The following is a 19,915-nucleotide window of genomic DNA, read 5'->3' on the forward strand; positions in this document are numbered from 1 at the left end:
CAGTCAATCCCGAATAGGGATAAACCGGATACCGGCTGCTTTAAACGCTGCCGTTTTACGCAGGAAGGCTCCTCGCCGGCCTGTCCGGCGTCGCACATTCCCCACTCCGGCAGCTTCAGGCAGCCTGTCGCACGTTTTAATTCTTACTGAATACCCTGTCGGACAAGGATTCAAAACACGATGCCCGTTTCAATCGCCTTTTTTAGACGGGTTCATCAATTGACAGCAAAAATCCAGGCAGCGACATTAGCTCGCACAATTAAACGATTGGAGACAGCGGCATGTCGCACGCCTTATCGAAGGGGGTGGCAACGGCCTTTGCCATTGCCCCTTTCCTGGTTGCCTGTGGTGGGGGGGACGGCGGCGCACCCGCGCCGATCAATGCGCCCCAATGTTCCGGATCGAGCTGCGGCACGCAAGGGCCGCCGCCTTCGCAGCCCGTCAACGGAGCGCTGTGCCCGGCCAACGCGGACATCGTGAAGAGCACGTACCTCGGCGGCGCCGGTAGCGGCGAGATCGTCAGCGTCAACATCGACGCCGTGGCGATGACCTACACGCTCAAGTGGCTCGAATCGCCGATTCCGCTCGCGACCGGCACGGTGACGCCGAGCCGCGCCGGCACGACGATCACCGGTGCGGTCATGCACCCGCCGACCGGCACGCTGCCGACCGCCGAGCAGACGCGCTGCGCGTTCATCCTGACGCCGGGCACGGGCAAGGCGCCGAGCGGCGCCACGTACTCGACGGCCGCCGACTTCAACCAGGCGAACCCGCCGATGCTGCTGGTCGGCATGGGCGTCGCGGGCGGCGGCATTCCCGGTGCGACGATCCAGTACGACGGGCTGACGATCGCCATCGGGCCGATCGTGGTGGCCAAGGACGTCGGCAAGGTGCCGAACCGTCACTTCGACTTCTATCCGTTCCTCGGCTTCGCGAACACGACGACCGACCTGTCGAAGCTGCCGGGCACGTACAACGCGCTGATCTACCACCTGGTGCCGTCGGGCGACTACGCGACGAAAGGCACGAACTCGAGCGAGACGTTCGATGCGAACGGCGCGTGCACGTCGAGCGGCTCGGGCGGCTGCCAGACGACCGGCGACCCGTGGAAGACGAGCGCGAACGGCGGCTACTTCGACAGCACGAAGGCGCCGCAGACGCTGCCGCAGACGCAATTGCCGATCGTCGGCGCGACCGGCAAGTCGGCCACCGCGCATATGGTCATCGGCCAGCTCAACGGCGCGACGGTGCCGGTGATCGTACGCACGGGCAACGTGAACCTCGGCACGCCGCCGCTGCATACCGACGCGCAGGTCGACGACGAATCGGGCATCGCGGTGCTCGGCGCGGCAACGGCGATCCAGTCGGGCGCGATCGACGGCGGCTACGCGGGCGCGGACTCGAACTTCAAGTACACGGCGGCCCTGATCCGCGGCAGCAACGCGTCGTTCATCAACCCGAGCACGCAGGTCGAGGAAGACGGCTTCACGCTCGACTACGGCCAGGCGACGCCGGGCCTGCTGAACGCGACGACGACACCGCCGAGCGGCGCGTCCTACCCGTCCGCAACTGGCGTGGTGATCGCGACGGGCGGGCTGTACGCGGCGCTGATCCAGGGCACGGTGAACGGCGGCGTCACGTCGACGTCGGCGAACTCGACGACTTCGTCGACACCGTACTTCGGCGTGGGCGCGCAGATCAGCAAGTAGCGGACGAGGACGCGACGGCGGGCTGGCCGCCGTCGCGTGACGCACGAGCGCGCGGCACGGCGCAGGCAGGACGAGCACAAGCAACAGAAGCGGCCGACAGGGAGCTGGCCGCCGCACAAGACAAATCTGGAGGAGCAACATGAAGCGCAACCTCATTCTGGCGGCGGCCCTTGCCGCCCCCCTTCTTTCTGCCTGCGGCGGCAGCGGCAGCGGCGGCGACAATCCGCCCCCGCTCGTCGAAGACCGGCTCTGCCCTGCGTCGCTCGACTACACCACCGTGTTTACGGGCGGCGCGGGCAGCGGCGAGCTCGCCAAGGTCCAGCTCGACACGACCAAGATGACCTGGCAGGTCACCTACGTCGAATCGCCGGTTCCGCAAACGACCGGCACCGTCGTGCCGACCCGCGCGGGCACCGTCGACAGCGGCACGCTCACGCAGGAAACGCTGCTGCCGACCAACAAGCTGAACCAGTGCGCATTCCGCCTGAACGGCGCGAGCCTCGATCCGTCGCGCCCGGCGCGCATCTTCGTCGGCATGGGCGTTGCGGGCGGCACGATTCCCGGCAAGGAGATCCAGTTCAACGGCGTGCTCGGCCAGGCCGCGGTGCCCGACACGAAATTCCCGTACTACCCGTTCATCGGCTTCTCGTCGATCGAAACCGACATCACGAAGGTGGCGGGCACGTACAGTCACACGGGCTTCGGTGAAGTGCCGTCGCAGAACTTCGCGCCGGCATCGATCGACGCGAAGGTGACGATCAACGCCGACGGCACCTGGACCAAGTGCGACTCGACCGGCCAGTTCGCCGGCGGCGCGTGCACGCAGCGAGGCACGAACTTCGTGCAGTCGGCGGACGGCAGCGGCGCGTTCCAGTCGAACAACTATGCGAGCCAGCTGAAACCGACGCTGTCGACGACGCCGCAGGGCAAGGCCTTCATGATCGTCGGCAAGCTGCGCAACCAGCTCGTGCCGATCCTCGTGCGCACCGGGGTGGCGAACCCGAACCCGACGCCCGACAGCAACGGGGTGCCGGGCCTCACCGCCGACGACGAATCGAGCATCTCGATCCTCGCGCCGCAGACGACGGTCGCGGTCGGCTCGCAGAACGGCGAGTACATCGGCGTGGACAGCCAGTTCGACTACCGCACCACGGCGCTGGCGAACAACCAGGCGACGCTGCTCGATCCGTTCAACGCGTCGCAGGCCTCGCTCGCGACCCCGCTGGATCTCGACTACACGCAGAAGGTGCCGGGCACGGTCACGACGATCCACACGGGTGCCAGCAGCACGACGCCGACCGGCAAGTTCATCTTCACGGGTGGCGTGTTCGGGTTCCTCGACAACGCAGGATCGACGCCGTATTTCACGATCGGCGCGTTCGTCCAGTAAGCGGAGGGGAATGCCGTGATGAAGAGAACCTTACGCTGCGTGGCGGCCGGCGCCGCCGTGCTGGCGCCGCTCGCGGCGCACGCGCAGAGCGCCGGCAGCAACGTCGTCACGCTGGGCTGGTTCCACGTGATGCCGCAGCAGAGCAGCACGCCGATGACGACCAACGTCGCACCGACACCGATCAACACACCGCTGCGGCTGCCGCCGTCGTTCACGTCGCCGGGCACCGGGCTGCACACGAGCGGCGCCGACACCGTCGGCCTGACGGTCAGCCACTTCCTGACCGACCACATCGCGGTCACGTCGGTGGCCGGCGTGCCGCCGGTGTTCAAGGTGTCGGGCCAGGGCACGATCAAGCCGCCCGGCCCGGCCGGCGCGCTCGGCACGCAGAACATCGGGCTCGCGTCGGTCAACCCGATCGTGAAGAGCGTGCGGCAGTGGAGCCCGGCCGTGCTGCTGCAGTACTACTTCGGGCAGGCCACCGCGAAGTTCCGGCCGTTCCTCGGCCTCGGCGTGTCGTACAACTGGTTCAGCGACCTTCAGCTCAACACGAACTTCATCAAGCAGACCCAGGACAACCTCGGCGCGATTCTCGCGGCGGGCGCGGGCAAGCCGGGTACGACATCGGTGGAGGCGAAGGCGTCGTCGTCATGGCAGCCGGTGTTCAACGCCGGCCTGCAGTACAACATGACCGAGCATTTCGGGCTGATCGCGTCGGTGACGTACATCCCGCTGAAGACGACGTCGACGGTGACGATCAAGGCGGCCGACGGCACGGTGCTCTCGGAATCGAAATCGGACCTGAAGGCCGACCCGATCATCAGCTACGTCGGGATGACGTACAAGTTCTGAGCGCCGCGACGGACGACGCATGGCATGCCGCGGGAAAATCGCAGGCAAAAAAAAGCCCGCCTAAGAGGCGGGCTGAATCCATATCAGAGGAGACATGGAGGAGACAGGTGCAATTCTAGCGAATCGGTTTCCGCAATGCAACATTTCCGTAGAGAAAATACGGACTTTCCCTCGAATGCCGACTCTAGATCGCCTTCACTGCATCTGACCCCACCCTGTTTTCCCGGTCGAGCACTTCGCCGAGCGCATCGCGCAGCAGCGCGACGGGCCGCACCAGCCGGCCCGGCAGCGCGCCGTGCACGATCCACACGTTGATCCGCGTCTCCAGTCCCGCCGTTTCCACCACCCTCAGCGCATCGCGGTGCGCGCTGCGCGCCAGCGCGTTCGGCGCGGCGATGCCGATGCCCGCGCCGCGCGCGACGAGCGACAGCTGCAGCTCCGAGCCGAATGCCTCGACCGCGACGTCGAACGGCAGCCCGGCCGCGCCGAGCGTGCGGCTCAGCGCCGAACGCATCCCGCAGCCGTCCTGGCTCAGCACCCACGGAAAACGCGACAGCGTGTCGATCGACAACGGGCCGTCGGGCAGCGGAAAGTCGCGCGCGGCGACGAGCACCGTCGGCTGGGTGCCGAGCAGCGTCGACGTGAACGTATCGGGCAGCACCGAACTCGCCGGCACCATCACGGCCGCGACGTCGAGCGTGCCGCGCTCGACGCCCTGCATCAGCGCCGGCGACCAGCCGGCCGTCACGCGCAGCGTGAGGCGCCCGAACGCGTCGCGCAGCCGGTCGATCGGCTGCTCGAGCGCCAGCTCGGACAGGAACGGCGGCACGCCGATGCGCAGCTCGCCGGACGGCTCGCTGTCCGGCGCGCCCGCCGCCATCAGTTCGTCGACCGCGCCCAGCACGTTGCGCGCGAGCGCGTAGACGTCGCGCCCGGCGGCAGTCGGCTTCAGCGGCTTGCTTTGCCGTTCGAGCAGCGGCATGCCGAGCAGCGTTTCGAGATTCTGCACGCGCCGCGTCAGGCCCGGCTGCGTCAGGTGGAGCTTCGCGGCCGCGGCGACCATCGACCCGCTGTCGACCACCGCGACGAACGCCTGGAGATCACGCGTATTCAAAACAAACTCGCATAATCATGTTAGAGATATTTCAATTGTCGCATAAACATCGGGCACCTACGATGGGGACTCCTTCGACCCACTCGCCAGGCTTCCGATGAACTGCCCCGCCAACCCTTGCCCCGCCGCCGTCCGGACGCCCGAAAGCGCGCCCGCCGGCACGCCGCCCGCGTTGAGCGCGGGCATGACGCTGTTCTTCGCCGCGACGGTCGGCGTGATCGTGATGGATCTGTTCGCCGCGCAACCGCTGACGGGCCCGATCAGCGCCGATCTGCATCTGCCGCCCGGCCTTGCCGGCCTCGTCGCGATGCTGCCGCAGCTCGGCTACGCGGCCGGGCTCGTGCTGCTCGTGCCGCTCGTCGACCTGCTCGAGAACCGCCGCCTGATCGTCGCGACGCTGGCCGCATGCGCGGCTGCACTCGCGCTGCCCGCGTTCACGCGGTCGGGCACCGTGTTCCTGCTCGCCACCCTCGTGGCCGGTGCCGCGTCGAGCGTGATCCAGATGCTCGTGCCGATGGCCGCGGCGATGGCGCCCGAGGCGCAGCGCGGCCGCGCGGTCGGCAACGTGATGAGCGGGCTGATGCTCGGCATCCTGCTGTCGCGGCCGCTCGCGAGCCTGATTGCGGGCTCGGCCGGCTGGCGCGGCTTCTATCTGCTGGCCGCGCTTGCGAACGCTGCCATCGCCGTCGTGCTGGCCCTGCGCCTGCCGTCGCGCACGCCGTCGATCACGGCCGGCTATCGCGCGCTGCTCGCGTCGATGGGGCGCCTGCTGGCCGAGGAGCCGGTGCTGCGCCGGCATGCGCTGTCGGCCGCGCTCGCGATGGCCGCGTTCAGCGCATTCTGGACCGCGGTCGGGCTGCGGCTCGCGCAGCCGCCGTTCGGCCTCGACCTGCACGGGATCGCATGGTTCGCGTTCGCCGGCGCGAGCGGCGCGATCGTCACGCCGCTCGCGGGCCGTGCCGGCGACCGCGGCCTGGGGCCGGCCGCGCAGCGGATCGCGCACCGCGCGATGCTCGTGGCGCTCGCCCTGCTCGGGATCGCGGGTGCCGGCTGGTTCGGCTTCGACGCGCACGCGCATCGCGGCCTCGCGCTCGCGCTGCTGGCCGGCGGCGCGGCGCTGCTCGACGCGGGCGTGATCGTCGACCAGACGATCGGCCGCCGCGCGATCAACCTGCTGAACCCGGCCGCACGCGGCCGCCTGAACGGGCTGTTCGTCGGGCTGTTCTTCATCGGCGGCGCGCTCGGCGCGGCGCTCGCCGGCAGTGCGTGGGCGTGGGGCGGATGGAGCGCGGTGTGCGGCGTCGGGTTCGCGTTCGCCGGCGCGGCCGCCGTCTTCGGGCTCTCGGCCGGACGCGACGCCGGCGCAGCGGCGTTGACTCGCCCGCGCGCGTGAGGCGAGCCCCAAAAGCCGAACGCCCCGCCCTCTGGCGAGGGACGGGGCGTTCGGCGTACCGGCGCCGGATCGAAATCAGTGACGGACCAGCGCCATCATCGCACCGAAGCCGACGAACAGCCCGCCCGTCAGCCGGTTGAAGATCTTCGCAACGCTCTGGCTCTTCAGCGTCGCGCCGATGCGCGTGCCGAACGACGCGTAGACGAGATACCAGCTCACCTCGATCACCGCGAACGTGACGACGAGAATGCCGAATTGCGGCAGCGTCGGCTCGGCCGCGTTGATGAACTGCGGCAGCAGCGCGGCCGCGAACAGGATCGCCTTCGGGTTGCTGCCCGCGACCAGGAAACCGTTGCGGAACAGCACCCCGCGCGATGCCGGCGTGGCCTGGCGCGACACGGTTTCGACGTCGGCGGCAGGCTGCTCGTCGTCCACGCGTGCGCGCCACGCCTTCACGCCGAGGTAGATCAGGTAGGCCGCGCCCGCGAAGCGCAACGTGTTGAACATCGCCGGCCAAGCCTCGAGCACGGCCCCGAGGCCGGCCGCCGACACCGACAACATCAGCACCAGCGCGGAGAGGCAGCCTGCCATCGTCCATGCCGAACGGCGCAGCCCGTGGCGCGCGCCGTGCGTCATCACCAGCAGCATGTTCGGGCCCGGAATCGCCGACACGACGAACACCGTCGCCACGAAAAGCCACCACGTATGCAAGTTCATGACCGCCTCTGCCTCGATGCAAGGAAAACGAAACGTCGATTATGCCGGTGCGCTCGACTTCTGTCGCGGGCGGATCAGCGGCCCGCGCGACGCAGCGCGACTTCGCCGAGCACAGCGAAATCCTGTTCGCCGCCGCCGTGCGCAAGCGCGTCGAGCAGGTTGTCGCGCACGACGCTCGCCACCGGCAGCGGCACCGACACGGCGTCGCCGGCTTCCAGCGCCAGGCGAACGTCCTTCAGCCCGAGGCGCGCCTTGAAGCGCGCAGGCTCGTAGCGCCGCTCGGCGATCATCGAGCCGTAACCCTCGTAGACGGGCCCCGGAAACACGCTGCCGGTGATCACGTCGAGGAAGTCGCGCATCGCGACGCCGTGTGCGCCCAGCAGCGCGGACGCCTCGCCGAGCGTCTCGATCGCCGACGCGAGCGTGAAGTTCGCGGCGATCTTCGCGACGTTCGCGTGCTGCGGCAGCGAACCGAACCGCCAGGTCTTCTGGCCGATCGCGTCGAACAGCGGCTGCACGCGGTCGATCGCCTCGGCCGGGCCGCCCGCCATGATCGTCAGGCGCGCGGCGGCCGCGACATCGGGGCGCCCCATCACCGGCGCGGCGACGTAATGGATGCCGCGCGACGCATGCGCGTGCGCGAGCGATTCGGCCAGCGCGACCGACACCGTCGCCATGTTGACGTGGATCAGGCCGCGCGGCGCCTGCGCGAGCAGCGTTTCGTCGAAGATCTCGCGCGCGGCGGCATCGTCGGCCAGCATCGAGAACACCGCGTCGCCGCGAAACGCGTCGGCCGGCGTGTCGACGATCTGCGCGCCGACCGCGGCCAGCGGCTCGGCGCGCTCGCGCGACCGGTTCCAGACCCGCACCGTGTGTCCGGCCTTCAGCAGGTTCGTCGCGATTGCCTGCCCCATTTCGCCCAGCCCGATAAATCCGAGATCCATTTCCCGCTCCTTCGCTCCGTGAAGCGGGGAGTTAAACACAGATGCGGGGTGCCTGCAGGGCACGCGGCCGGCCATGCGCGGTGCCATACTGCGCGCATGGCGACCGCGACCTTCCGCTTCCACGACGAACTGAACGCCTTTCTCCCGCGCGCGCAGCGCGACCGCGCGTTCGGGCACGCCTGCGCGCGCGATGCGACGGTGAAACACGCGATCGAGGCGCTCGGCGTCCCGCATACCGAAATCGGCCGGCTGTGCATCAACGACGTGCCGGCCGCGCTCGACCGGCCGCTCGACGACGGCGACCGGGTCGAAGCCTTTCCGGAGCGCGCGCAACCGGCAGCCCGCGGAGTCGCCGCGCCGCCGCCGGCGCAATGGCGCTTCGTCGCCGACGCGCATCTCGGCGGCCTCGCGCAACTGCTGCGCCTCGCGGGCTTCGACACCTGCTACGACAACCACTACCGCGACGACGAACTGGCGGCGCTCGCCGCGCGCGAGGGCCGGATCGTGCTGACCCGCGACCGCGAGCTGCTCAAGCGGCGTGCGGTCGAGCGCGGTTGCTACCTGCACGCGCTGCAGCCGGCCGACCAGCTGCGCGAACTGTTCGAGCGGCTCGATCTCGCGCCGCACATGCGCCCGTTCCGGTTATGCCTGCGCTGCAACGCCCCGCTGCATCCGCTCGACGCGGCCGCCGCCGCGCCGCGCGTGCCGGCCGGCGTCCGGCAGCGGCACCGGCGCTTCGCCGCGTGCGACGTGTGCCGGCGCGTGTTCTGGGAAGGCTCGCACTGGCGGCGCATGCGCACGGTGGTCGACGCGATGCGCGCGCCGCCGCCCGTCCGGCTCGACGAACCGGGCAAATCGAGCCCCTGAAAAAACAAAACCCCGCATGCCGGAGCATGCGGGGTTGGCCAACCGATGACCGGCAACGCCGGCCGTGGCCGGCAAGCCGCTCAGTTCTGCGCGCCTGCGTCGTTCGTGCCGGCGGCCGATGCGGCTGCAGCCTTCGCCTGGCCCTTCTTCGAACCGTGGTGCTTCAGCTGGTGCTTCGGCTTGCTGTGATCCTTCTTGGCGGGTGCGGCAGCCGACGTGTCGCCAGCCGGTGCCGATGCTGCTTCCTGTGCGAATGCCGAAACCGATGCGAGCGCGAATGCTGCAGCGATGATCGAAGCGAGCGTCTTCTTCATTGTTCTTCCTTTAGCGGAGAAAAAATCAAACGTACCGGTAAGTAAAGATGCGAGGCATTCGCATCGGAGCCCCAGGCCGCGAGGCCGGCTTCCGCCGTTCCGTCGCGACAAAACCTGACGCACTGGTTCCATAACGCACCGCATTCGCGACGAGTTGACACGTTGCTTGCACCCTTCGGGTTTCCCCGGAGGCGTACCCGTATTTCCCTGTCCGTGACCGGTTCGGCCGCCGCAGCCGCGGCGCCGCAAACGCGCTCGCACGCCGCCGGGGCGACGCTTATACTGGCGTCCATCCGTCCCTTTCCCCGGAAACCGGATCGCGGCCGGCCTTGATACCGATACGGGGCCGCCGCCGTCTCGAGGCGCTCAAATTGCCCGATCACAATCTGGACAAACTGAAAATCGACCGGCGTCCGCTCGCATCGGCGCCCCGCCCGCGCCGGTGGCCCCGCTATGCGGCCGCCGCCGCGATCGTCGTCGTCGCGATCGCCGCCGGCCTCGCGCTGACCGGCCGGCCGGCCGTCGACACCACCACCGTCACGTCTGCCTTCCCGTACCAGAACGACACGCAGCTCAATGCGACCGGCTACGTCGTGCCGCAGCGCAAGGCCGCGGTCGCGTCGAAGGGCCAGGGGCGCGTCGAATGGCTCGGCGTGCTGGAAGGCACGCGCGTGAAGAAGGACGAAATCATCGCGCGGCTCGAAAGCCGCGACGTCGAGGCGTCGCTCTCGCAGGCGCTCGCCCAGGTGAAGGTCGCCCGCGCGAACCTCGGCGTGCAGCAGGCCGAGCTGAAGGACGCCGAAATCGCGCTGCGCCGCACCGCGGCGCTTGCGCCGAAGGGCGCCGTGCCGGCCGCGCAGCTCGACATCGATACGGCCCGCGTGAACAAGGCGCGCGCATCGCTCAGCAGCGGCGAGGCCGCGATCGCGTCCGCCGACGCCAACGCGCAGGCCGCGCAGGTCGCGGTCGACCAGACGGTGATCCGCGCGCCGTTCGACGGCATCGTGCTCGCGAAACACGCGAACGTCGGCGACAACATCACGCCGTTCTCGTCCGCGTCGGACAGCAAGGGGGCGGTCGTGACGATCGCCGACATGGACACGCTCGAGGTCGAGGCCGACGTCGCCGAATCGAACATCGCGAAGATCCGCGCCGAGCAGCCGTGCGAGATCCAGCTCGACGCGCTGCCCGACATGCGCTTCGCGGGCCGCGTGTCGCGCATCGTGCCGACCGTCGACCGCTCGAAGGCCACCGTGCTCGTGAAGGTGCGCTTCGTCGACCGCGACGAGCGCGTGCTGCCCGACATGAGCGCGAAGATCGCGTTCCTGTCGAAGCCGGTGTCGGCGCAGGACCGGCAGCCCGTGACGGCCGTGCAGGCGAGCGCGGTGGTCGAGCGCGACGGCCGGCCGGTCGTGTTCGTCGTGAAGGACGACGTCGTGCATGCAACGGCCGTGACCGCCGGCATGCGGATCGGCGAGCTCGTCGCGATCCGCGGCGTGAAGCCCGGCGACACGGTCGTGCTCGCGCCGGGCACGAAGCTCAAGGACGGCGCGAAAGTGACCGTCGCGAAGAAGTAACGCACGCGTGAACGACGCCCCGCCGCCCCTCGTCGAGCTCAGCCACGTCGCGAAGTCGTACCGGCGCGGCAACCAGATCGTGCCCGTGCTGACCGACATCACGCTCGACATCGGCGAAGGCGACTTCGTCGCGCTGATGGGGCCGTCCGGCTCCGGCAAGAGCACGCTGCTGAACCTCGTGGCCGGCATCGACCGGCCCGACAGCGGCGAGCTGCGCGTGGGCGGGCTCGACATCTCGCTGCTCGCGGAGGCGCAACTGGCCGAATGGCGCGCGGCGAACGTCGGCTTCATCTTCCAGTTCTACAACCTGATGCCGGTGCTCACCGCGTTCGAGAACGTCGAGCTGCCGCTGATGCTCACGCACCTGTCGCGCCGCGAGCGGCGCGAGCGCGTCGAGCTCGTGCTCGACATGGTGAACCTCGGCGACCGCACGAGCCACTACCCGTCCGAGCTGTCGGGCGGCCAGCAGCAGCGCGTCGCGATCGCGCGCGCGCTGATCACCGACCCCGTGCTGATCGTCGCCGACGAGCCGACCGGCGACCTCGACCGCGCGTCGGCCACCGACGTGCTCGCGATGCTGCAGCGGATGAACGCCGAGCTCGGCAAGACGATCATCATGGTGACCCACGACGCGCACGCGGCCGGCGCCGCGCGCTCCCTCGTGCACCTGGAAAAAGGGGAGCTGATCGATGGGCACGCCGGCTGACCGGCTGCGGGAGCGCGCGCGATGTACGTGCTGAAGCTGATCGCGCGCAACGCGCTGCGGCACCGGCTGCGCACGCTGCTGACCGTGCTCGGGCTCACCATCGCGGTGCTCGCGTTCGGGCTGCTGCATACGGTGGTCGACGCGTGGTACGCGGGCGCGGCCGCCGCGTCCAGCGGGCGGCTCGTCACGCGCAACGCGATCTCGCTCGTGTTTCCGCTGCCCGTGAGCTACGAGAACCGGATCCGCGGCGTCGAAGGCGTGACGGCCGTGGTGCGCTCCAACTGGTTCGGCGGCATCTACCGCGACCCGAAGAACTTCTTCGCGAGCTTCGCGGTATCGGACAACTACCTCGACCTGTACCCGGAATTCATCGTGCCCGGGCAGCAGCGCGCCGACTACAACCGCGACCGGCGCGGCTGCCTGGTCGGGCGCCAGCTCGCGGATCAGTTCGGCTTCAAGGTCGGCGACGTGATCCCGCTGAAGGGCACGATCTATCCGGGTACGTGGGACTTCGTCGTGCGCGGGATTCTCGACGGCCGCGACGATTCGACGATCACGCGCCAACTGGTGTTTCACTGGGAATACCTGAACGAGACGGTGCGGCAGCGCACGCCGAAGCAGGCCGACCAGGTCGGCGTATTCGTGCTCGGCGTCGCGAACCCCGACGACGGCGCGGCGATCGCACGCAACGTCGACGCGGTGTTCAGGAACTCGCTCGCCGAGACGCTGACCGAAACCGAGCAGGCGTTCCAGCTCGGCTTCGTCGCGATGTCGAACCAGATCATCGCGGCGATCCGCCTGGTGTCGTACGTGGTGATCCTGATCATCATGGCCGTGATGGCCAACGCGATGGCGATGAGCGCGCGCGAACGCACGGCCGAATACGCGACGTTGAAGGCGCTCGGCTTCGGCCCCGGATTCCTCGCGCTGATCGTGTTCGGCGAATCGGTCGTGATCGCGGTGGCCGGCGGCGGGCTCGGGATCTTCGCGACACCGCCCGCCGCGAGCCTGTTCAAGCAGGCGGCAGGCGGCATCTTCCCGGTGTTCAAGGTGTCGACCGGGACGGTCGCGCTGCAGGCCGCGTGCTCGGTCGCGGTCGGCTTCGCGGCCGCGATCGTGCCGGCGTGGCAGGCGGCGCGCGTGCGTGTGGTCGAAGGCCTGCGGGCGATCGGGTAACGACACGCATGGCCATCCCGCTCAACTACATCGCGCGCAACCTGTGGACCCGGCGGCTCACCACCGCGCTGACCGCCGGCGGGATGGCGCTCGTGATCTTCGTGTTCGCGACGGTGCAGATGCTCGACGCGGGGCTCACGAAGACGCTCGTCTCGACCGGCGAACCCGACAACGCGGTAGTGATCCGCAAGGGCGCCGAAACCGAGATCCAGAGCTCGATCGACCATCAGCAGGCCAATGCGCTCGAGATGCACCCGGCCGTCGCGCCCGGCCCCGACGGCCGGCCGCTCGTGTCGAAGGAAGCGGTCGTGCTGATCTCGCTGGTGAAGACGTCGACCGGCAAGCCGTCGAACGTCGTGATCCGCGGCGTGTCGCCGGCCGGCCTCGCGCTGCGCCCGCACGTGACGCTCGCCGCCGGCCGCATGTTCGCGCCCGGCTCGTCGGAAATCATCGTCGGCAGCGCGATCGCGAAAGGCTTCAGCGGCACGCAGCTCGGCGACAGCCTGCATTTCGCGCAGCGCGACTGGACCATCGTCGGCATCTTCGACGCGGGCGGCAGCGGCTTCGATTCGGAGATCTGGGGCGACGTCGACCAACTGATGCAGTCGTTCCGGCGCACCAGCTATTCGTCGATGGTGCTGCGCATCCCGGGCGCCGACGGCTTCGCGCGCTTCAAGGCCGACATCGACGTCGACCCGCGGCTGACCGACGAGGCGAAACGCGAGCAGACCTTCTACGGCGACCAGTCGAAGGCGCTGTCGAAGTTCATCAACATCCTCGGCATCACGCTGTCGACGATCTTCTCGATCGCCGCGATGATCGGCGCGATGATCACGATGTACGCATCGGTCGCGAACCGCGTCGCCGAGATCGGCACGCTGCGCGCGCTCGGCTTCAAGCGCACGAACGTGCTCGCCGCGTTCCTGCTGGAAGCGCTGCTGCTCGGCTTCGTGGGCGGCGTCGCGGGGCTCGCGTGCGCGTCGCTGATGCAGTTCGCGTCGTTCTCGACGACCAACTTCCAGACCTTCGCGGACCTGTCGTTCCGCTTCGTGCTGACGCCCGCGATCGTCGTGAAGACGCTGCTGTTCTCGCTCGTGATGGGGCTCGTCGGCGGGTTCCTGCCGGCAATGCGCGCCGCGCGGCTGAAGATCGTCGACGCGCTGCGCGCGCAGTGACGCGCGCCGCCGCGCACGTTCAACGCTCGCGCGGCACCCACGCGCCGTGGAACCCGGCCGGCACGCGGCGCGGCAGGTGCACGGTCGCGACCGGCCCCGCGTCGATCGCGCGCGCATCGAGGATCACGACGTCGCTGGTATCGGTCGCCGCGCGGTAGACCATCACCAGCAGCCAGCCGTCGTCCTCGTCGACGCCGCCCGGGCGCGGCACGAACACCGGCTCGCTGTTCTGGTCGCCGACCGGCACCGCATAGCGCGTCGTCGTGCCGCTCGCGTGGTCGAAGCGCATCACGCCGCGCATTTCCGCATTGTTCGGCTGTTCCACCGCATACAGGTAGCGGTAGCGGCGCCCCGTGCGGCTTTCGTTGATGCGCGGCATCTCGATGCCGCCGTCGGCGAGCGGCCCTTCGTCGATCAGCCCGTTCGCCGTATCGATCACGTAGCGCCACAGCTCGCCGACCGGGTTGTCGGCGAAGCGGCCCGTGCGCGCGTCGAGCCGCAGGAACCACGGATAACGCACCGCATCGAGCACGATGCACGACGCGTCGCAGTCGTATGCGTTCACGACGTGCTGGATGAAGCACGGCTCGATGCCGAACCAGCGCACCGCGCCGCCGTGGCGCGGGATCACGCCGATGCGCGCGGGCCGGTCGTCGTGCCAGCGCAGCGGCATCCGGTGGCCCTGCTTCAGCAGCGAGAAGTCGTAGCCGACGTTCAAGTCAAGCAGCAGGCTGCGGGTTTCGGTGATCGCGAGGTCGTGCATCATCGACGGCGCGCTCAGGTCGATTTCGATCTCGACGCGCTGCACGCCCTGCGCGTCGGCCACGCCGTAGCGCAGCCACGGCGCACGCCAGTCCGCACGAAAGGCAATCAGCTCGCCCGTTACCGGATCGACCTTCGGATGCGCGGTCATCCCGCCGCCGAAGCCCGCGTGCCGCGCCGGCGCGCCGAGCGAATCGAGCGCGGCCGTGATTGCGAGCGGCGCGCCGCCCTCGGCCAGCGCGAGCAATTCGCCCGCATGCTGCAGCACGTTCACGTTCGGATTGGTGTCGGGAAGATGCGGCGCCTGCCCGGGTGCATGCACGGCGGCCCAGCGCTGCGTGCGCGCCCAGCGGTTCCGGTAGCCGGTCGCGCGGCCGCCTTCGAACGCGATCGCATGCAGCATCGCGGCCTCCGGCCACCACGACAGCATGTCGTTCCCTTCGAAGCGGCCGCCCGGCGGATTCGGGCCGTTGCGCAGCAACGTGCCGTCGAGATCGCGCGGGACGGCGCCGGTCACGCGCAGGTCGACGAGATCGGCCTCGTCGGCCACCGGCGCGATCGCGCCACGGTTCAGGTCGAATACGGTCATTGCGTCGGAAGCTCCTTTCAGCAGTCGTCGGTGGACGGCGGCAGATCGCCGCGCGACAGCGCGAGCGCATGGTCGCGCACGTCGTCCGGCCAGCCGGCGATCAGCCCGGCGAGCCGCGCCAGGTCGTTCGCATACAGCGCGCGCGCGGCCTCCTCGAAACCGGGCAGGTCGCCCGCCATCGCCGACATGAAGTGGTAGGCGCGCGCCTGCGCGTCGCGCAGACGATCGGCCGCCGCATGCGTGCGCCGCGCGTCCTCGACGAGCTTGCGCAATGCGACGGACGCGCCGCCCGGCTGCGCCGCAAGCCATTCCCAGTGACGCGGCAGCAGCGTGACCTCGCGCGACACGACACCGAGCTTCGGCCGGCCGCGGCCGCGCGGCTCGCCCGCCCCGGCCGGCTCGCCGACCGTTGCGGATACGTCGTCGCCCGACGGCGGCGCGAAGCGCGCGCGGATCTCGTCCGGCGTGCCGCGCAGGTCGAGGTCGATCGAGCGGCCGGCCGCGTCGTCGAAGATCAGGATCGTGCCGGCGCTCGCGTCGCCGGCCTGCCGGGCCGCGAGCGCGACCGACACGAGCGGGCCCGTCGCGAGCCGCCGGTGGCCGTCGAACACCGTGTACGAAGGAAGAAGCGTGGAGGTTGTCATCGTGGTCGCCCGCAGGCAGGAATCGGAATGGCGCTATTTTCATCCGGGTATAAATTGAATGTCAATATCATCCGGGTAAAAATATAGCCAGCATCCCGCCGGGCGGGCGACCGCGTGGCGCGGTCAGTTCCTCAGTGCCGGTGCCGGCGTCGCCGCGCCGCGCACGCTCGCGAGCACGTCGTCGAGCGACACATGGCCTCCGAACGCCGACGAAGCCGGCAGCGGCAGGCCTTCCTCGACTGCGTGCGCGAATTGCACGCCGGCATCGTCGGCCAGCCGCGCCCCGCGCGTCGCGGCCGATCGATTCAAAGACTGAATCGATCAAGTCAGTAATTGGCATGAAAGCGCAAATATCGACATGACAGAATGATCCGGACGCCCCGCTCGGGCCCGCACGGGCCTCGGCGTCCGGCCTCCGGCCGGCAGCACCGTCACCCAGAAACGCGCGCTTTCGACGCGCCAGCCGCACGACGGCACCTTCCGCCCTTCGGAGGAGACAGTCATGAATCCGCTTCACGCGCTGCCGGCGTCCGCGTCGGCAACGGCCCGGCGCACCCGCGTGCGCTGGCTGGTGCTGGCCGTCCTGTTCGCGGTCACGACGATCAACTACGCGGATCGCGCCGCGATCGCGATCGCCGGCCCGAGCCTCGCCCGCGCACTGCACCTGAGCCACGTACAGATCGGCTTCATCTTCTCCGCATTCGGCTGGTCGTACGTGGTCGCGCAACTGCCGGGCGGCTGGCTGCTGGACCGCTATGGATCGCGCATCGTCTATGCGTTCAGCATCTTCTTCTGGTCGCTGTTCACGCTGCTGCAGGGCACGATCGGCTTTTTCGGCGGCGCGGCCGCGTTCGCGCTGCTGTTCGGGCTGCGCTTCCTGGTCGGCGCGGCCGAAGCGCCTTCCTTCCCGGCCAACAGCCGGATCGTGTCCGCGTGGTTCCCGGCCGCCGAACGCGGCACCGCATCGGCGATCTTCAATGCCGCGCAGTACGCGGCGACCGTCGTGTTCGCGCCGCTGATGGGCTGGCTCGTGCACGCGTTCGGCTGGCAGTCGGTGTTCGCGGTGATGGGCGTGCTCGGCTTCGCGTTCGTCCTGGTGTGGAACCGCACGATGTACGACCCGAAGGACCACCCGACCATCAACCGCGCGGAACTCGACTACCTCGCCGAAGGCGGTGCGCTCGTCAACATCGACCAGGCGACGGGCGGCCGCGACGGCGGCCCGTCGATGCGTCACGTCAAGGCGCTGCTGGGAAACCGGATGCTGATCGGCGTGTACGTCGCGCAGTACTGCATCAACGCGCTCACCTATTTCTTCATCACGTGGTTTCCCGTCTATCTCGTGCAGGCGCGCGGGATGTCGATCCTCAACGCGGGGCTCGTTGCATCGATCCCGGCCGTGTGCGGGTTCCTCGGCGGGATTCTCGGCGGCATCGTGTCCGATGCGCTGCTCAGGCAGGGCCGCTCGCTGTCGGTCGCGCGCAAGGTGCCGATCGTGTTCGGCATGCTGCTGTCGATGTCGATGATCGTCTGCAACTACACCGATTCGCACGTGCTCGTCGTGCTGTTCATGGCGCTGTCGTTCTTCGGCAAGGGACTCGGCGCGCTCGGCTGGGCCGTCAACGCCGACACCGCGCCGCGCCAGATCGCGGGATTGAGCGGCGCGCTGCTCAACACGTGCGGCAACCTCTCCAGCATCACGACGCCGATCGCGATCGGCTACATCGTCGACCGCAGCGGCTCGTTCAACGGCGCGCTCGTCTATGTGGTCGCGCACGCGCTCGTCGCGGTGATCTGCTACGTGTTCGTCGTCGGCGAGATTCGCCGCGTCGAGCTTCGATGAACGGCGCGGGCCGCGCCGGCTCGGCCGACGGCCCGTGCACCACCGGAACCAGGAGCGAACCGATGTCCGAATCCCGCCATGCCGGCACCCCGCGCGTCACGCGCATGCGGGTGATTCCCGTTGCCGGCCGCGACAGCATGCTGCTCAACCTGTGCGGCGCGCACGCGCCGTATTTCACGCGCAACCTCGTGATCCTCGACGACAGCAGCGGGCACACGGGCGTCGGCGAAGTGCCGGGCGGCGAAGGCATCCGGCATGCGCTCGAGCGCATGACGGATCTCGTGGTCGGCCAGTCGATCGGACGCTATCAGGCCACCCTCAACGCGGTGCGCGCGGCGCTGTCCGGCACGGGCCCGGGTGCGGGTGCGGGTGCGGGTGCGGGCCGCACGATCCGGCACGAAGTGACGTCGGCGGGCGAGGCGGCGGTACTGCGCCAGCCGCACGAAATCAACCTGCGGCTCGACAACGTGATCACCGCGATCGAGGCGGCGCTACTCGACCTGCTCGGGCAGTTTCTCGACGTGCCCGTCGCCGCGCTGCTCGGCGAAGGCCAGCAGCGCGACGCGGTGCCGATGCTCGCTTATCTGTTCTACCTCGGCGACCGACGGCGCACTGATTTGCCGTATCGCGACGAAACGCACGCGTCGGACGCGTGGTTCCGGCTGCGCAACGAGGAAGCACTCACGCCGGCCGCGATCGCGCGGCAGGCGGAGGCCGCCGTCGAGCGCTATGGTTTCGCCGATTTCAAGCTGAAGGGCGGCGTGATGCCCGGCGCAGACGAGATGGAAGCGATCGCCGCGATCAAGGCGCGCTTTCCGGAGGCCCGCGCGACGCTCGACCCGAACGGCGCGTGGTCGCTCGACGAGGCCGTCGCGCTGTGCCGCGGGCAAGGCCACCTGCTTGCGTATGCGGAGGACCCGTGCGGGCCGGAGGGCGGCTATTCGGGCCGCGAGGTGATGGCCGAATTCCGCCGTGCGACGGGGATCCCGACCGCGACCAACATGATCGCGACCGACTGGCGGCAGATGGATCACGCGGTGCGGCTGCAGGCGGTCGACATCCCGCTCGCCGATCCGCATTTCTGGACGATGCAGGGCTCGGTGCGGCTCGCGCAGCTGTGCCGCGACTGGGGGCTCACGTGGGGCTCGCATTCGAACAACCACTTCGACGTGTCGCTCGCGATGTTCACGCATGCGGCGGCGGCCGCGCCCGGCACGATCACCGCGATCGACACGCACTGGATCTGGCAGGAAGGCGACGCGCGGCTCACGCGCGAGCCGCTCGCGATCGTCGGCGGCAAGGTCGCCGTGCCGGAGCGGCCGGGGCTCGGGATCGAGCTCGACATGGCGCAGGTCGAGGCCGCGCATGCGTTGTACAACGCGGTCGGCGGGACGGCGCGCGACGACGCGGTCGCGATGCGGTATCTCGTGCCGGGGTGGACTTACGATCCGAAGCGGCCGAGTTTCGGGCGGGGGTGAGCCTGACGGTGGGCGGTGGTTGCCAAACACCGGAAACGCCCGCATCCTGCCGGCTGCCTGAGCCGGCCCGCTTGGCGGACGGTTCTGGCCCCTCCCACTCAACATGAAGCGCCCAGCATGACGTCTCCCGACCCGACACCGCGGCAGATCATCGTCTTCGTGCTGTATTCGGTGCTGTGCCTGCCCGCGAGCATGACCGTCGCTGGTTATGCCGCGACCCGGATCACGCAGAACGTATCGAATTTCGAAGGCGGTGCAGGCTACGCCGCGCTCTGGTGGATCATCGTTCTGACCTGCGTGTTCTACGGACTGTCGATCGCCCTCTTCGCGCTGCTGCGAAAGAGGATCGCGATCCTTGCGGCCATCACGGTAGGGTTCGCCGTGCTGTCGGTGCCGGCGTTCAGGTTCATTCACGAGCTGGCGACCTAGGCGCGGCGAGTTTGCGCCTCACGTCGAAAGCGGCGCACCCGACGGTGCCGCCCACGCCCACCGTCGCAGCGGAACCCAAAAACAAAAGGCCCGATCTTGCGATCGGGCCTTTCGGATTCCGTTGGTGGAGCGGAGGAGGATCGAACTCCCGACCTTCGCATTGCGAACGCGACGCTCTCCCAGCTGAGCTACCGCCCCAACAGTCGACCATCATACACACGCATTTCTGCGCTTGG

At 69.2% G+C, this 19,915-nt stretch carries 19 protein-coding genes and 1 tRNA gene; 12 read left to right on the plus strand and 8 right to left on the minus strand.

Annotation, left to right across the window (positions count from 1 at the left end; genetic code table 11):
* Positions 1-281 precede the first annotated feature (281 nt).
* From DPV79_RS35045 to DPV79_RS35055, 3 genes are all read left to right on the plus strand, one after another.
* A complete protein-coding gene (locus DPV79_RS35045; RefSeq protein WP_048025341.1) occupies positions 282-1,709 on the plus strand; it encodes a DUF2957 domain-containing protein in 1,428 nt (475 codons plus the stop codon).
* A gap of 139 nt (positions 1,710-1,848) precedes the next feature.
* Positions 1,849-3,099 carry a DUF2957 domain-containing protein gene (locus DPV79_RS35050; RefSeq protein ID WP_059687841.1) on the plus strand — a complete coding sequence of 417 codons (1,251 nt, stop codon included), beginning with the start codon at positions 1,849-1,851 and terminating at the stop codon, positions 3,097-3,099.
* An 18-nt stretch (positions 3,100-3,117) separates the two neighbouring features.
* The gene (locus DPV79_RS35055; RefSeq protein WP_113047562.1) at positions 3,118-3,951 is read left to right on the plus strand and encodes an OmpW/AlkL family protein; all 834 of its coding nucleotides are present in this window, start codon (positions 3,118-3,120) and stop codon (positions 3,949-3,951) included.
* Positions 3,952-4,135: 184 nt separating this feature from the next.
* Here the strand turns inward: DPV79_RS35055 and DPV79_RS35060 are convergent, their stop codons facing one another.
* Positions 4,136-5,065, minus strand: a complete 930-nt coding sequence (locus tag DPV79_RS35060; RefSeq protein WP_021158589.1) for a LysR family transcriptional regulator — start codon at positions 5,063-5,065, stop codon at positions 4,136-4,138.
* A 97-nt stretch (positions 5,066-5,162) separates the two neighbouring features.
* Here DPV79_RS35060 and DPV79_RS35065 point away from each other — a divergent pair, with 97 nt between their 5' ends.
* The gene (locus DPV79_RS35065) at positions 5,163-6,458 is read left to right on the plus strand and encodes an MFS transporter (RefSeq protein WP_113047563.1); all 1,296 of its coding nucleotides are present in this window, start codon (positions 5,163-5,165) and stop codon (positions 6,456-6,458) included.
* Positions 6,459-6,533: 75 nt separating this feature from the next.
* Here DPV79_RS35065 and DPV79_RS35070 read toward each other — a convergent pair whose 3' ends face one another.
* Together DPV79_RS35070 and DPV79_RS35075 are read right to left on the minus strand one after the other, a co-directional pair.
* Complete coding sequence (locus DPV79_RS35070; protein WP_021158591.1) at positions 6,534-7,175, minus strand: LysE family translocator; 642 nt, start codon at positions 7,173-7,175, stop codon at positions 6,534-6,536.
* Between the two features lie 74 nt (positions 7,176-7,249).
* Positions 7,250-8,206 (minus strand): NAD(P)-dependent oxidoreductase, encoded by a 957-nt coding sequence (locus DPV79_RS35075; RefSeq protein ID WP_306465135.1) that lies wholly within the window; start codon positions 8,204-8,206, stop codon positions 7,250-7,252.
* A 9-nt stretch (positions 8,207-8,215) separates the two neighbouring features.
* Here DPV79_RS35075 and DPV79_RS35080 point away from each other — a divergent pair, with 9 nt between their 5' ends.
* Positions 8,216-8,986 (plus strand): Mut7-C RNAse domain-containing protein, encoded by a 771-nt coding sequence (locus DPV79_RS35080; protein ID WP_059687846.1) that lies wholly within the window; start codon positions 8,216-8,218, stop codon positions 8,984-8,986.
* An 80-nt stretch (positions 8,987-9,066) separates the two neighbouring features.
* Here the strand turns inward: DPV79_RS35080 and DPV79_RS35085 are convergent, their stop codons facing one another.
* On the minus strand, positions 9,067-9,300 hold the full coding sequence (locus DPV79_RS35085) for an invasion associated locus B family protein (RefSeq protein ID WP_021158594.1): 234 nt from the start codon (positions 9,298-9,300) through the stop codon (positions 9,067-9,069).
* A gap of 371 nt (positions 9,301-9,671) precedes the next feature.
* Between DPV79_RS35085 and DPV79_RS35090 the strand changes: the two genes are divergently transcribed.
* Genes DPV79_RS35090 through DPV79_RS35105 form a run of 4 tightly spaced genes read left to right on the plus strand, consistent with a single transcriptional unit; the run spans position 9,672 to position 13,934 of the window.
* Positions 9,672-10,877: an efflux RND transporter periplasmic adaptor subunit gene (locus tag DPV79_RS35090; protein ID WP_113047574.1), complete on the plus strand. Its 1,206-nt coding sequence runs from the start codon at positions 9,672-9,674 to the stop codon at positions 10,875-10,877.
* Between the two features lie 7 nt (positions 10,878-10,884).
* Positions 10,885-11,583 carry an ABC transporter ATP-binding protein gene (locus tag DPV79_RS35095; protein ID WP_027788609.1) on the plus strand — a complete coding sequence of 233 codons (699 nt, stop codon included), beginning with the start codon at positions 10,885-10,887 and terminating at the stop codon, positions 11,581-11,583.
* A gap of 21 nt (positions 11,584-11,604) precedes the next feature.
* Entirely contained in the window at positions 11,605-12,759 is a 1,155-nt protein-coding gene (locus tag DPV79_RS35100; protein WP_113047564.1) for an ABC transporter permease, read from the plus strand.
* An 8-nt stretch (positions 12,760-12,767) separates the two neighbouring features.
* On the plus strand, positions 12,768-13,934 hold the full coding sequence (locus DPV79_RS35105; RefSeq protein ID WP_021158597.1) for an ABC transporter permease: 1,167 nt from the start codon (positions 12,768-12,770) through the stop codon (positions 13,932-13,934).
* A 19-nt stretch (positions 13,935-13,953) separates the two neighbouring features.
* Here the strand turns inward: DPV79_RS35105 and DPV79_RS35110 are convergent, their stop codons facing one another.
* From DPV79_RS35110 to DPV79_RS35120, 3 genes are all read right to left on the minus strand, one after another.
* Positions 13,954-15,285, minus strand: coding sequence for a carotenoid oxygenase family protein (locus tag DPV79_RS35110; protein WP_113047565.1), 1,332 nt, complete (start codon positions 15,283-15,285; stop codon positions 13,954-13,956).
* 17 nt (positions 15,286-15,302) lie between these two features.
* On the minus strand, positions 15,303-15,929 hold the full coding sequence (locus DPV79_RS35115) for a DUF2239 family protein (protein ID WP_113047566.1): 627 nt from the start codon (positions 15,927-15,929) through the stop codon (positions 15,303-15,305).
* Positions 15,930-16,052: 123 nt separating this feature from the next.
* A complete protein-coding gene (locus tag DPV79_RS35120) occupies positions 16,053-16,238 on the minus strand; it encodes a hypothetical protein (protein ID WP_244321855.1) in 186 nt (61 codons plus the stop codon).
* Between the two features lie 193 nt (positions 16,239-16,431).
* Between DPV79_RS35120 and DPV79_RS35125 the strand changes: the two genes are divergently transcribed.
* The 3 genes from DPV79_RS35125 to DPV79_RS35135 all read left to right on the plus strand — a co-directional run bounded on the left by DPV79_RS35125 (position 16,432) and on the right by DPV79_RS35135 (position 19,679).
* Positions 16,432-17,772 carry an MFS transporter gene (locus DPV79_RS35125; RefSeq protein ID WP_059687851.1) on the plus strand — a complete coding sequence of 447 codons (1,341 nt, stop codon included), beginning with the start codon at positions 16,432-16,434 and terminating at the stop codon, positions 17,770-17,772.
* A 62-nt stretch (positions 17,773-17,834) separates the two neighbouring features.
* Positions 17,835-19,250 carry an enolase C-terminal domain-like protein gene (locus DPV79_RS35130; protein ID WP_113047575.1) on the plus strand — a complete coding sequence of 472 codons (1,416 nt, stop codon included), beginning with the start codon at positions 17,835-17,837 and terminating at the stop codon, positions 19,248-19,250.
* Positions 19,251-19,367: 117 nt separating this feature from the next.
* Positions 19,368-19,679, plus strand: coding sequence for a hypothetical protein (locus tag DPV79_RS35135; RefSeq protein ID WP_113047567.1), 312 nt, complete (start codon positions 19,368-19,370; stop codon positions 19,677-19,679).
* 122 nt (positions 19,680-19,801) lie between these two features.
* Here DPV79_RS35135 and DPV79_RS35140 read toward each other — a convergent pair.
* Positions 19,802-19,877, minus strand: a tRNA-Ala gene (locus tag DPV79_RS35140).
* Between the last annotated feature and the right edge of the window lie 38 nt (positions 19,878-19,915).

Origin of the sequence: Burkholderia reimsis (genome assembly GCF_003294055.1) — a bacterium.
Taxonomy (GTDB): Bacteria; Pseudomonadota; Gammaproteobacteria; order Burkholderiales; family Burkholderiaceae; genus Burkholderia; species Burkholderia cepacia.